Source organism: Salmonella sp. 32120201201600049SM, assembly GCF_017572835.1.
GTDB classification, from domain to species: domain Bacteria; phylum Pseudomonadota; class Gammaproteobacteria; order Enterobacterales; family Enterobacteriaceae; genus Salmonella; species Salmonella enterica.
Genome location: NZ_JAGESA010000011.1, coordinates 66,355 through 78,925 on the forward strand (window position 1 = coordinate 66,355; position 12,571 = coordinate 78,925).

10 protein-coding genes, 2 pseudogenes and 1 other annotated feature are annotated in these 12,571 nt (G+C 53.8%); of the genes and pseudogenes, 8 read left to right on the top strand and 4 right to left on the bottom strand.

Annotated features, from left to right (window positions below; genetic code table 11):
• The first annotated feature begins 18 nt into the window (after nt 1-18).
• Nucleotides 19-672: a multidrug efflux transporter transcriptional repressor AcrR gene (gene acrR, locus J4650_RS18600; RefSeq protein ID WP_000101755.1), complete on the top strand. Its 654-nt coding sequence runs from the start codon at nt 19-21 to the stop codon at nt 670-672.
• A gap of 118 nt (nt 673-790) precedes the next feature.
• Nucleotides 791-4,153: a mechanosensitive channel MscK gene (gene mscK, locus J4650_RS18605; RefSeq protein WP_000178234.1), complete on the top strand. Its 3,363-nt coding sequence runs from the start codon at nt 791-793 to the stop codon at nt 4,151-4,153.
• 41 nt (nt 4,154-4,194) lie between these two features.
• On the opposite strand, the pseudogene J4650_RS18610 reads toward mscK, so the two are convergent.
• The 4 genes and pseudogenes from J4650_RS18610 to priC form a co-directional block, all read right to left on the bottom strand.
• Nucleotides 4,195-4,677 (bottom strand): annotated as a pseudogene (locus tag J4650_RS18610) (Rpn family recombination-promoting nuclease/putative transposase); the annotation flags it as partial.
• Between the two features lie 119 nt (nt 4,678-4,796).
• Nucleotides 4,797-5,243, bottom strand: a pseudogene (locus J4650_RS18615) (Rpn family recombination-promoting nuclease/putative transposase); the annotation flags it as partial.
• Nucleotides 5,244-5,312: 69 nt separating this feature from the next.
• Entirely contained in the window at nt 5,313-5,480 is a 168-nt protein-coding gene (rsmS, locus tag J4650_RS18620; RefSeq protein WP_000051161.1) for a pleiotropic regulatory protein RsmS, read from the bottom strand.
• A 13-nt stretch (nt 5,481-5,493) separates the two neighbouring features.
• Nucleotides 5,494-6,021: a primosomal replication protein N'' gene (priC, locus tag J4650_RS18625; RefSeq protein ID WP_023993893.1), complete on the bottom strand. Its 528-nt coding sequence runs from the start codon at nt 6,019-6,021 to the stop codon at nt 5,494-5,496.
• Nucleotides 6,022-6,089: 68 nt separating this feature from the next.
• Between priC and J4650_RS18630 the strand changes: the two genes are divergently transcribed.
• From J4650_RS18630 to htpG, 6 genes are all read left to right on the top strand, one after another.
• Nucleotides 6,090-6,467, top strand: coding sequence for a DUF454 family protein (locus J4650_RS18630; RefSeq protein ID WP_001189860.1), 378 nt, complete (start codon nt 6,090-6,092; stop codon nt 6,465-6,467).
• A 152-nt stretch (nt 6,468-6,619) separates the two neighbouring features.
• Complete coding sequence (gene apt / locus J4650_RS18635; protein ID WP_000127350.1) at nt 6,620-7,171, top strand: adenine phosphoribosyltransferase; 552 nt, start codon at nt 6,620-6,622, stop codon at nt 7,169-7,171.
• A gap of 113 nt (nt 7,172-7,284) precedes the next feature.
• The gene (gene dnaX, locus J4650_RS18640) at nt 7,285-9,213 is read left to right on the top strand and encodes a DNA polymerase III subunit gamma/tau (RefSeq protein WP_000121967.1); all 1,929 of its coding nucleotides are present in this window, start codon (nt 7,285-7,287) and stop codon (nt 9,211-9,213) included.
• Nucleotides 8,546-8,610 (top strand) — a sequence feature (DnaX frameshifting element). (Overlaps the previous gene by 65 nt.)
• Nucleotides 9,214-9,258: 45 nt before the next feature.
• Nucleotides 9,259-9,588 (top strand): YbaB/EbfC family nucleoid-associated protein, encoded by a 330-nt coding sequence (locus J4650_RS18645; RefSeq protein WP_000467098.1) that lies wholly within the window; start codon nt 9,259-9,261, stop codon nt 9,586-9,588.
• A complete protein-coding gene (recR, locus tag J4650_RS18650) occupies nt 9,588-10,193 on the top strand; it encodes a recombination mediator RecR (protein ID WP_001195023.1) in 606 nt (201 codons plus the stop codon). Before J4650_RS18645 ends, recR begins: the two co-directional genes overlap by 1 nt.
• A 110-nt stretch (nt 10,194-10,303) precedes the next feature.
• Entirely contained in the window at nt 10,304-12,178 is a 1,875-nt protein-coding gene (gene htpG, locus J4650_RS18655) for a molecular chaperone HtpG (protein ID WP_001523272.1), read from the top strand.
• Nucleotides 12,179-12,571: the final 393 nt, after the last annotated feature.

Here is a 12,571-nt window from a genome sequence, read left to right on the forward strand (position 1 = left end):
CTGTAAATTCACCGACATATGGCACGAAAAACCAAACAACAAGCGCTGGAGACACGACAACACATCCTGGATGTGGCCCTGCGTTTGTTCTCGCAGCAAGGCGTATCAGCAACCTCGCTGGCGGAGATTGCGAACGCTGCTGGCGTGACGCGCGGCGCAATCTATTGGCATTTCAAAAATAAGTCGGATTTATTCAGTGAGATCTGGGAGCTATCAGAATCCAATATTGGTGAGCTTGAGATTGAGTATCAGGCAAAATTCCCCGACGATCCACTATCTGTATTAAGAGAAATTTTAGTTCATATTCTTGAAGCTACTGTAACAGAAGAACGACGCCGCTTATTGATGGAGATTATATTCCATAAATGTGAGTTTGTCGGAGAAATGGTTGTGGTTCAACAGGCGCAACGTAGCCTTTGTCTGGAAAGTTACGATCGGATTGAACAAACGTTAAAACATTGTATTAATGCTAAAATGCTGCCTGAAAATCTGCTGACCCGTCGTGCGGCGATACTGATGCGCAGCTTTATTTCAGGGCTCATGGAAAACTGGTTATTTGCTCCGCAATCGTTTGATTTAAAAAAAGAAGCTCGCGCCTACGTCACGATCCTGCTGGAGATGTATCAATTGTGTCCGACGCTGCGCGCGTCGACGGTCAACGGCTCCCCCTGATAATATTCCAGGAAAACTCCTGGACATTTTCTGTGTCGCTATTCTGTTTGTTACAGGCGTGATATTCTTGCGACTCAATTATTTCCGGTCTGCTTGCCGGTTCAGACACTTCATTCTCATGACTATGTTGCAGCTTTATAAACGTTCACAGCATTTTGTTTTTATTACAATTAGCGTCCTTATTATCCTGCTGTCCTGTCAGTCTCTGGCATTTGCCCGGGGGCAAACGAATGGCGACCTGCCGTCAAAAGCGGATGTGCAAAACCAGCTGGATACGCTGAATAAGCAAAAAGATCTCTCCGCCCAGGATAAGCTCGTCCAGCAGGACCTTATTGATACGTTAGCTACGCTGGATAAAATCGAGCGGGTGAAAGAGGAGACCGTACAGCTACGGCAGAAGGTGGCGCAGGCGCCTGAAAAAATGCGTCAGGCGACGGCTGCGTTGAATGCGCTGAGCGACGTCGATAATGATGATGAAATGCGAAAAACGCTGAGTGCGCTTTCGCTACGTCAGCTTGAGCTGCGCGTGGCGCAGGTACTGGATGATTTGCAAAATTCGCAAAACGATCTTGCCGCTTATAACAGCCAGCTTGTTTCGCTACAGACCCAGCCTGAGCGCGTGCAAAACGCCATGTATACCGCCTCACAGCAAATACAGCAAATCCGTAACCGTCTGGACGGCAATAACGTCGGCGAAGCCGCGCTTCGCCCCAGCCAACAGGTGTTATTACAGGCACAACAGGCGCTGCTTAATGCGCAGATCGACCAGCAACGTAAGAGTCTTGAAGGAAATACCGTTTTGCAGGACACCCTGCAAAAACAGCGGGATTACGTGACGGCCAACAGTAATCGCCTTGAACATCAGCTTCAACTTTTACAGGAGGCGGTCAACAGTAAACGACTTACGCTAACGGAAAAAACGGCCCAGGAGGCCATTTCGCCGGACGAAACGGCGCGTATCCAGGCAAACCCGCTGGTAAAACAGGAACTGGATATTAACCATCAACTCAGCCAGCGTCTGATTGTCGCGACCGAAAACGGCAATATGTTGATGCAGCAAAACATTAAAGTAAAAAACTGGCTCGATCGCGCGCTGCAGTCGGAAAGAAATATCAAAGAACAGATTGCCGTCTTAAAAGGCAGCCTGTTGCTGTCGCGTATTCTTTATCAACAGCAGCAAACCCTGCCCTCCGCCGACGAACTCGAAGATATGACCAACCGTATTGCGGATTTGCGTCTGGAGCAGTTTGAAATCAACCAGCAGCGTGATGCCTTATTCCAAAGCGATGCCTTTGTCGACAAGCTGGAGGAGGGGCATACCAGCGAGGTGAATGATGAAGTTCATGATGCGTTGCTTCAGGTGGTGGAGATGCGCCGTGAGCTATTGGATCAGCTAAATAAACAGTTGGGTAACCAGCTGATGATGGCGATTAACCTGCAAGTTAACCAGCAGCAGTTGATGAGCGTCTCGAAAAATCTGAAAGCCATTTTGACGCAGCAGATTTTTTGGGTGAACAGTAACCGCCCTATGGACTGGGACTGGCTTAAAGCGTTCCCCCAAACGTTAAAAGAGCAATTCAGCGCCATGAAAATCACGGTGAACTGGCAAAAAGCCTGGCCCGCGGTATTTATTGCTTTTTTGGCCGGGTTGCCGCTCTTGCTCATCGCCGGTTTAATCCGCTGGCGTCTGAAATGGTTAAAAGCGTATCAACAGAAGCTGGCCGCCGCCGTGGGATCGCTGCGTAACGATAGTCAACTCAATACGCCAAAAGCTATTCTGATCGATCTGATCCGCGCGCTGCCGGTGTGTCTGATTATCCTCGCGCTTGGACTGATCCTGCTGACCATGCAGCTAAATATCAGCGATCTGCTCTGGGCCTTTAGTAAAAAGCTCGCAATGTTCTGGCTGGTCTTTGGGCTGTGCTGGAAGGTGCTGGAAAAAGAGGGCGTGGCGATACGTCATTTTGGTATGCCGGCGCAGTTGACCAGCCACTGGCGTCGCCAGATTGTACGCATTAGCCTCGCATTGCTGCCGCTGCACTTTTGGTCTGTGGTGGCGGAGTTGTCGCCGCTGAATCTGATGGATGACGTGCTGGGGCAGGCGGTTATTTTCCTCAATCTGCTGGTCATAACATTGCTGGTGTGGCCACTGTGCCGGGAAAGCTGGCGCGATAAAGAATCTCACGGCATTCGACTGGTGACCGTGACGATTCTTTCCATCATTCCGGTGGCGTTAATGGTATTAACGGCGACCGGCTATTTCTATACCACCCTGCGCCTGGCGGGGCGCTGGATTGAAACCGTCTATCTGGTCATTATCTGGAACCTGCTTTATCAAACGGTGCTGCGCGGGTTAAGCGTAGCGGCGCGCCGGATTGCCTGGCGACGCGCGCTGGCTCGTCGTCAGAACCTGGTAAAAGAGGGAGCGGAAGGGGCGGAACCACAGGAAGAACCCACCATCGCGTTGGAGCAAATTAACCAGCAAACATTACGTATCACGATGCTGCTAATGCTTGCCCTGTTTGGCGTTATGTTCTGGGCGATTTGGTCCGATTTGATCACCGTATTCAGCTATCTTGATAGCATCACGCTGTGGCACTACAACGGCTCCGAAGCTGGCGCTGCGGTGGTGAAAAGCGTGACGATGGGCAGCTTGCTATTTGCCATTATTGCCGCGATGGTGGCCTGGGCGCTCATCCGCAACTTACCCGGCCTGCTGGAAGTGCTGGTGCTTTCACGCCTGAATATGCGCCAGGGGGCTTCGTATGCGATCACCACGATCCTTAACTACGTCATTATCGCTGTTGGCGCGATGACAGTATTCGGATCGCTCGGCGTCTCGTGGGATAAACTCCAGTGGCTGGCGGCGGCGTTGTCGGTAGGTCTCGGTTTTGGGCTACAGGAGATCTTCGGTAACTTTGTCTCGGGTTTAATCATCCTCTTCGAACGTCCGGTACGCATTGGCGATACGGTAACGATCGGCACCTATTCCGGCACGGTCAGTAAGATTCGTATTCGCGCCACCACTATTACCGATTTTGATCGTAAAGAAGTGATCATTCCGAACAAAGCGTTCGTGACGGAGCGGCTGATTAACTGGTCCCTCTCCGATACCACGACACGTCTGGTAATCCGGCTTGGCGTGGCTTATGGCTCGGATCTGGAGAAAGTGAAAAGAGTCCTGCTACAGGCGGCGATGGAGCATCCGAAGGTGATGCACGATCCGGAACCTGCCGTATTCTTCACCACCTTTGGCGCCAGCACTCTGGATCATGAACTGCGTCTGTATGTGCGTGAATTGCGCGATCGTAGCCATACGGTGGATGAACTGAACCGCGCGATCGATCGACTGTGCCGTGAAAATGATATCAATATCGCCTTTAACCAGCTTGAGGTGCATCTGCATAACGCGAAGGGTGACGAAGTCACTGAAGTGAAGCGCGATCTCAACGGCGGCGATCTGGCGCCTACGGCAAGCTAAAAGGCGGTGGGCCGCGCGCTTTATGAGTGCGCGCGGCGCCGCTAATGCGAAAGCGTAGAAAGCTCTTCCGGCGTAATGCCGGTGACGCTGGCGATGAGCCCGGGTTCCAGCCCGTTGGCAAGCATTTTGCGGGCAATAGCGCGCGCTTCGGCCTCACGGCCTTGTGCTAACCCTTGCTCAAGGCCTTTTCGCAACCCTTCCGTTCGGCCTTTTTCTTCCAGCCATTCCGCTATTGTCATCAGTTGTTCCTTATACTGCGGCGCGCCCTGCGCCAGTTGACGAATCAGCGCCCCGGGTTCTGCGGCGTTTCCTGCTTTCAACATATAGTTGACCAGCACACTGAGCTGCGTGTCCGTCAAATGATCCTGCGTTAAAAGCGTGATAAGGGGGTCGAGCAGTTCGCTTAAATCGCGTTTACGAATATGTTTTTGCAGGAGCTCTAACATCGCTATCCGCCGATGCTGCAAAAGCTGATTATCCGGCATTGTCGTCAGGTCGACCAGCGCAAATTCATGACTGTATATACCCTTCATACTTCAAGTTGCTTATGTGTTGGCTACGCTCGCTCACCCCAGTCACATAGTTATCTATGCTCCTGGGGACTCACTCCCTTGCCGCCTTTAAGCAACTCGAATTATTTTGGGTATAAGGCCTTCGCCATATCCGGTTTCACAAACATATTATGCCAGTTAAGGCTATAGGGCCACGGGCTTTCCGGACCGTGATAAAAGAGGATTGGTACCACCAGCGGCAAGGTATCATGGCCGGCATCCAGATGACGCTGCATGGCGGCAATGGCGTAACGCATCAGGCGAAAAGCCATCAGCCGGTCTGATTTGCTCTGATGTTCAATGAGCGCGTAAACATACCCGGGGCCGTGTTGGGTATGCAGAGAGTAGAGAATATCTGAATAGCGGCTGCGTAAATTGTCTTCAACAAAACTCCCTGACTCCAGCTTCAGTGAATCCAGATCGCAGATTGCAAGAAAGTCTTCTGGCAAGTGGATAGCCAGAAAGTCGCGGGCGACCTCTTTTTGCATCAGCATCTGTCGGAATACCGCATCGTGCGGCGTGGTGGGTAGACGTTCCATGCCCCGTCCTTTGTTGCCTGACTGTAGCGACCACTTTGTCAGCGACAACGAGGACAAACCAGAGGGCAATTACTCTGTTTGCGAGTCGTCTTCCGTACTTTTTAACTTGTTTTCATAATCACGCATAACAATTTCCAGCGCGCGTAGCACCGTTCGTGCCGGTAAGCGATTCTCTTCAAGCAGAACAATTAAATCCACGGCCAGTTTGACTTCATCAGGGGCATTTTCAAGCGACATACTTTCTCCAGGGTTAACGGGTTAAACGCGCCAGTACGTTTTCTATTTTCTCCAGCGCATGTCGGCAGCGCGCCAGCCGTCCTTCATAGATCTCGACTTCCTTTTGCAGCGTTTGTTGTTCGACAAGGCCGGTCGCCTGCGCCAGACGAATTTTGCGCTCCTGTGTCATCGCCAGTAGTCGACGTTCAAACTCCTGATGCTGTATTCGTCTGCGCTGCCAACGGCCCAGCCCTGGCGCAGCGGCATCCCACTGGCGCAGCGACCAGGCGGCGGTTTCACGCGATATCGCCTCCAGTTGCGAAGCCAGATGTTCCGCCAGCCAGGCGACTTGCGGCAGTTGCTCATGTTTTACCGCCTGACGCAACGCGGCGAGATTGGTGTCAGCCTCTTCCAGATATCCCTGCAACAGAGTACTGCGGGTACGGAAAAGATGTCGGTCAAAGCGCGCGCTTAACGTCGCATGTTGCGCCAGCGGCGCGCAGCGTTGGCGTAGCGTCGCCAGCCTCTCTTCCAGCGTCTGTAACAGCATAGCGGTTTTCAATTCAACACCCCGATGAAAATAAGACAGGCTGTGCTACAGTAGCCTTCTGTTTGATAACGATTCGCATTATGCAACGTACTATTTTAATCATCATTGGCTGGCTGGCGGTAGTATTAGGGACACTGGGCGTGGTTTTGCCCCTGTTGCCGACTACGCCGTTCATTTTACTGGCGGCCTGGTGTTTCGCCCGCTCGTCGCCTCGTTTCCATGCCTGGTTGTTATACCGCTCATGGTTTGGCGGTTATCTGCGCCACTGGCAGCGCTATCGGGCCATGCCGCCGGGAGCGAAACCGCGAGCGATCGCGTTGATATTGCTGACCTTTGGTATTTCGCTGTGGCTGGTGAATATGATGTGGGTGCGGGTGCTGCTGTTGGTTATTTTGGCCTGCCTGCTGATTTTTATGTGGCGGATACCGGTGATTGATGAAAAGCAACAAAAGCGCTGAAGCACACGAATCGCTGTTGCAATTGTCGTTCACAGCCAGTAAATTCGACCGTTTTCGAGCACAGGCGCAGGCGGTCAAAGAGTAACCGAGCGTTACCCCTGACTGAAAAGTATTGCGCCGTGAGTAACACCGTACTTAGCAGGCATATATCCATGACCGCGACTGCACAGCAGCTTGAGTTTCTCAAAAACAGCATCAAAAGCATTCAGGATTACCCGAAACCGGGCATTCTTTTCCGTGATGTCACCAGCTTACTGGAAGACCCGAAAGCCTACGCGCTCAGTATTGAACTGTTGGTTGAGCGTTATAAAAATGCGGGTATCACCAAAGTGGTCGGCACCGAAGCGCGTGGCTTCCTGTTTGGCGCGCCGGTTGCGCTTGGGCTGGGCGTTGGTTTTGTTCCGGTACGTAAACCGCGCAAATTACCGCGTGAAACTATTGCCGAGACCTATGAATTAGAGTACGGCACCGATCAGCTGGAAATCCATGTCGACGCGATTAAACCTGGCGACAACGTGCTGGTCGTGGACGATCTGCTGGCGACTGGCGGCACCATTGAGGCGACCGTGAAGCTGATCCGTCGTCTGGGCGGGAAAGTCACCGATGCGGCGTTCATCATCAATTTGTTCGATCTGGGCGGCGAGCAGCGTCTGGAAAAGCAGGGGATTACCTGTTATAGCCTGGTGCCGTTTCCAGGGCATTGATTCAGGCTATTCGCACTGCTATTTTAGCCAGAGAGACAACCTCGCTGTATCGGCGAGGTTGTGTTAGCATTACCCTTCTATGAATCCACCTTCCAGCGTTTCAGAGCCTGCCAATGAGTTATCAGGTCTTAGCCAGAAAATGGCGCCCACAAACCTTTGCTGACGTCGTCGGCCAGGAACATGTGCTGACCGCACTGGCGAACGGCTTGTCGTTAGGGCGCATTCATCACGCATATCTTTTTTCCGGCACGCGCGGCGTCGGTAAAACTTCTATCGCCCGACTGCTGGCGAAGGGGCTGAACTGCGAAACCGGTATTACCGCGACGCCGTGCGGCGTTTGCGATAACTGTCGGGAAATTGAGCAGGGGCGTTTTGTCGATCTCATTGAGATTGACGCCGCATCGCGTACCAAAGTCGAAGACACCCGTGACCTGCTGGATAACGTCCAGTACGCGCCTGCGCGCGGTCGCTTTAAAGTCTATCTGATCGATGAAGTCCACATGCTGTCGCGCCACAGCTTTAATGCGCTACTTAAAACGCTTGAAGAGCCGCCAGCACATGTGAAATTTTTACTGGCTACCACCGATCCGCAGAAGCTGCCGGTGACCATTTTGTCGCGCTGCCTACAGTTTCATCTCAAAGCGCTGGATGTTGAACAGATTCGCCATCAGCTTGAGCATATTCTCAATGAGGAACATATCGCTCACGAACCCCGCGCGTTGCAGTTGTTATCGCGTGCGGCTGACGGCAGCCTGCGCGATGCATTAAGTCTGACTGACCAGGCGATCGCCAGCGGCGACGGGCAGGTTTCGACGCAGGCGGTAAGCGCCATGCTCGGTACGCTGGACGACGACCAGGCTTTGTCATTAGTCGAGGCGGTGGTTGACGCTAACGGCGAACGCGTCATGTCGCTTATCAACGAGGCGGCGGCGCGCGGTATTGAATGGGAAGCGCTGCTGGTCGAAATGCTTAGCCTGCTGCACCGTATTGCGATGGTGCAACTTTCGCCTGCCGCGTTAGGCAGCGATATGGCGGCTATCGAGCAACGGATGCGCGAACTTGCCCGGACGGTGCCTCCCGGCGATCTTCAGCTCTATTATCAGACGTTGTTGATTGGTCGCAAAGAATTGCCCTGGGCGCCGGACCGGCGGATGGGCGTTGAAATGACGTTACTGCGTGCACTGGCGTTTCACCCGCGTATGCCCTTGCCGGAGCCTGAAACGCCGCGGCAGTCTTTTGCGCCCGTGGCCCCAACGGCGGTAATGACGCCGCCGCAGGTGCAGCAGCCGTCGGCGCCCGCGCCGCAGACATCGCCAGCGCCGCTGCCGGCGTCTACCAGTCAGGTGCTGGCGGCGCGCAATCAGCTACAGCGCGCGCAGGGAGTAACCAAAACAAAAAAGAGTGAACCGGCAGCCGCATCCCGCGCGCGGCCGGTGAATAACTCTGCGCTGGAGCGGCTGGCCTCGGTTTCGGAGCGCGTACAGGCGCGCCCGGCGCCGTCCGCGCTGGAAACGGCGCCAGTAAAGAAAGAGGCTTATCGCTGGAAGGCCACCACGCCGGTAGTACAAACCAAAGAAGTGGTGGCTACGCCAAAAGCGCTTAAGAAAGCTCTGGAGCATGAAAAAACGCCGGAGCTGGCGGCTAAACTGGCGGCGGAAGCGATTGAGCGCGATCCGTGGGCGGCGCAGGTAAGCCAGCTTTCTTTGCCTAAGCTGGTGGAGCAGGTGGCGCTCAATGCCTGGAAGGAGCAGAACGGCAACGCGGTTTGTCTGCATCTGCGCTCGACGCAGCGGCACCTCAATTCCAGCGGCGCGCAGCAAAAGCTGGCGCAAGCGCTCAGCGATCTGACGGGAACGACGGTTGAACTGACCATCGTTGAAGATGATAATCCCGCGGTGCGTACGCCGCTGGAATGGCGTCAGGCCATTTATGAAGAGAAACTCGCGCAAGCGCGTGAGTCAATTATTGCGGATAATAACATTCAGACGCTGCGTCGATTCTTCGACGCCGAGCTGGATGAAGAGAGTATCCGCCCCATTTGATCGTAAGCCCGGCTTGCGATTGTGAACCATCAAGAGAGAGAGCTTATGTTTGGAAAAGGCGGTCTGGGCAATCTGATGAAACAGGCCCAGCAGATGCAGGAAAAAATGCAGAAAATGCAGGAAGAGATTGCGCAGCTGGAAGTGACCGGCGAATCCGGCGCGGGTCTGGTGAAGGTTACCATCAACGGCGCGCATAACTGCCGCCGCGTGGAAATTGACCCAAGCCTGCTGGAAGATGACAAAGAGATGCTGGAAGATCTGGTCGCTGCGGCCTTCAACGATGCGGCGCGCCGCATTGAAGAGACGCAAAAAGAGAAGATGGCTTCCGTCTCTTCCGGTATGCAACTGCCGCCAGGCTTTAAGATGCCATTCTGATGCAAACCAGTCCGCTGTTAACTCAGCTTATGGAAGCGTTGCGCTGCCTTCCGGGCGTCGGCCCTAAGTCGGCGCAGCGGATGGCGTTTACCCTGTTGCAGCGCGATCGCAGCGGCGGAATGCGCCTGGCGCAGGCGCTGACCCGGGCGATGTCGGAAATCGGCCACTGCGCCGACTGCCGCACCTTTACCGAGCAGGATGTTTGTAATATCTGTTCGAACCCGCGGCGTCAGGAAAACGGCCAGATTTGCGTGGTGGAGAGTCCTGCGGATATCTACGCCATTGAGCAGACCGGGCAATTTTCCGGGCGGTATTTCGTGCTGATGGGCCACCTGTCGCCGCTGGACGGCATCGGGCCGGATGATATCGGTCTCGATCGTCTGGAACAGCGGCTGGCGTCAGAAAAAATCAGTGAGCTGATCCTCGCGACCAACCCGACGGTTGAAGGGGAGGCTACCGCGAACTATATTGCCGAGCTGTGCGCGGAGGCCGGCGTCGAAGCCAGTCGTATCGCCCACGGCGTGCCGGTTGGCGGCGAACTGGAGATGGTCGACGGTACGACGCTGTCCCACTCGCTGGCGGGACGCCATAAGATTATTTTCTGAACAAACGGAGGCGGCATTCGCGGCCTCCGCTTGAAATCACACCCGCTTGTCCCCATCTCACCCTCAACGTATTTTTACCATTAAAAATGGCTTTGTTGAGGTCTATCCACATGAAAGGACAAGAAACGCGTGGTTTTCAGTCAGAAGTTAAACAGCTTCTGCACCTGATGATCCATTCTCTTTATTCAAATAAAGAAATCTTCCTGCGTGAACTCATCTCTAACGCCTCAGATGCGGCGGACAAGCTGCGTTTCCGCGCTCTGTCAAACCCGGATCTGTATGAAGGAGATGGCGAGCTGCGTGTGCGCGTCTCTTTCGATAAAGATAAGCGTACGTTGACCATTGCCGATAACGGCGTGGGGATGAATCGTGATGAGGTGATTGACCACTTAGGCACCATTGCCAAGTCCGGCACCAAATCTTTCCTCGAATCAATGGGGTCCGATCAGGCGAAAGATAGCCAGCTCATTGGTCAGTTTGGCGTAGGCTTCTACTCCGCGTTTATTGTGGCCGATAAAGTGACCGTACGTACTCGTGCGGCAGGCGACAAGCCGGAAAATGGCGTGTTCTGGGAATCGGCAGGCGAAGGCGAATACACCGTTGCCGATATCACCAAAAATGACCGTGGTACGGAAATCACCTTACACCTGCGTGAAGGCGAAGATGAATTCCTCGATGACTGGCGCGTACGCTCGATTATTAGTAAATATTCCGATCACATCGCATTGCCGGTAGAGATTGAAAAACGGGAAGAAAAAGACGGCGAAACCGTGATTTCCTGGGAGAAAATCAACAAGGCTCAGGCGTTGTGGACCCGCAACAAGTCGGAAATTAAAGACGACGAGTACAACGAGTTTTACAAGCACATCGCGCATGATTTCACCGATCCGCTGACCTGGAGCCACAACCGCGTGGAAGGTAAGCAGGAGTACACTAGCCTGCTGTATATTCCGTCGCAGGCGCCGTGGGATCTGTGGAACCGCGATCACAAACATGGTCTGAAGCTGTACGTACAGCGCGTGTTCATTATGGACGATGCCGAGCAGTTCATGCCGAACTATCTGCGTTTCGTGCGCGGCCTGATTGATTCTAATGACCTGCCGTTGAACGTCTCCCGTGAAATCCTGCAGGACAGCACGGTAACGCGTAATCTGCGCAGCGCCCTAACCAAACGCGTTCTGCAAATGCTGGAAAAACTGGCGAAAGACGACGCGGAAAAATACCAAACCTTCTGGAAACAGTTTGGTCTGGTGCTGAAAGAAGGCCCGGCGGAAGATCACGCCAACCAGGAAGCGATCGCTAAACTGTTGCGCTTTGCCTCCACCCATACCGACTCTTCCGCCCAGACCGTGTCGCTGGAAGATTACGTCTCCCGGATGAAAGAAGGGCAGGAAAAAATCTACTACATCACCGCAGACAGCTATGCGGCGGCGAAAAACAGCCCGCACCTGGAGCTGCTGCGTAAGAAAGGCATCGAAGTGCTGCTGCTCTCCGATCGCATCGACGAGTGGATGATGAACTACCTGACCGAGTTTGACGGTAAAGCATTCCAGTCGGTCGCTAAAGCCGATGAGTCCATCGAAAAACTGGCGGATGAAGTCGACGAAAACGCGAAAGAAGCGGAAAAGGCGCTTGAGCCGTTCGTGGAGCGTGTCAAAACCCTGCTGGGCGATCGCGTGAAAGAGGTGCGTCTGACGCATCGTTTAACCGACACGCCGGCGATTGTCACCACCGATGCGGATGAAATGAGCACCCAGATGGCGAAACTGTTCGCCGCGGCCGGTCAGTCCGTGCCGGAAGTGAAATACATCTTTGAGCTCAACCCGGATCATGTGCTGGTTAAACGCACTGCCGATACCGAGGATGAAGCGCAGTTTAAAGAGTGGGTCGAGCTGCTGCTGGATCAGGCGCTGTTCGCTGAACGCGGTACGCTGGAAGATCCGAACCAGTTTATCCGCCGTATGAACCAGTTGCTGGTGTCCTGATAACGCTCATCTGATTGCCGGATAGCGACGCGAAGCATCTTATCCGGCCTACGGACGGGTACTGTTTTGTGACTGCCGGATGGCGACGTGAAACGTCTTATCCGGCCTACGGACGGGTACTGTTTTGTGACTGCCGGATGGCGACGCGAAGCGTCTTATCCGGCCTACGGGCGAGTACTGTTTTGTGACTGCCGGATGGCGACGTGAAGCATCTTATCCGGCCTACGGGCGAGTACTGTTTGTAGGCCGGATAAGCGCCAGCGCCATCCGGCATTTTTTATAATACCTTCTCTTTTCTGGATTTCTCTTCGTTAACCGTTTCAGCATCAGGCGGCTTCCTTGAGCGAAATGCGTGATGGTGGTATCGTTTAGCGCTTTTTAAAAAATATCGAC